General features: G+C 64.2%; 1 protein-coding gene. It reads right to left on the bottom strand.

The annotated features are described in order from the left end of the window. Positions 1 to 411, bottom strand: a 411-nt coding sequence (locus JWG43_RS21060; protein ID WP_275888521.1) for a histidine kinase dimerization/phospho-acceptor domain-containing protein, incomplete at both ends; no start/stop codon positions are given.

Raw genomic sequence — 411 nt, 5'->3', positions numbered from 1 at the left:
TCCCCCATCAGATGAGGCGGAAGACCGTCGAACCGGGAGATCAGCTGAAGTCCCTTTTCGCTGGCCAGCGGCCGCATCAGATCCACCGCGCCGGAAATGGTGTCGGACGGCGCAAAGGGTTCGTTGACCAGGTTCATCTCGCCGGCCTGGATTTTGGACAGGTCCAGCACATCGTCCAGGATGCGCCTCAACGTCTCGCCGGACTTGATGATCAGATCGACCTTTTGACGGGCATCGTCGGGCAGGTCGGCGCCTGACAGGGACTGCGCCAGGCCCAGGACGCCGTTCAACGGCGTACGAACCTCATGGCTCATCGTCGCGAGGAAGGTGTCGCGCAGCGCGGCGGCGCGTTCGGCGACGAGCCGCGCTTCCGAAAGGGCCTCCAGAGCCAGCACATGTTCGGTCACCTCG

The sequence above is a fragment of the Desulfobulbus alkaliphilus genome, from assembly GCF_016918545.1.
In the GTDB taxonomy this organism is placed as follows: Bacteria; Desulfobacterota; Desulfobulbia; order Desulfobulbales; family Desulfobulbaceae; genus Desulfobulbus; species Desulfobulbus alkaliphilus.
Note: the sequence above shows the minus strand (reverse complement) of the source record. Positions and strands in the feature narration are given on the sequence as shown.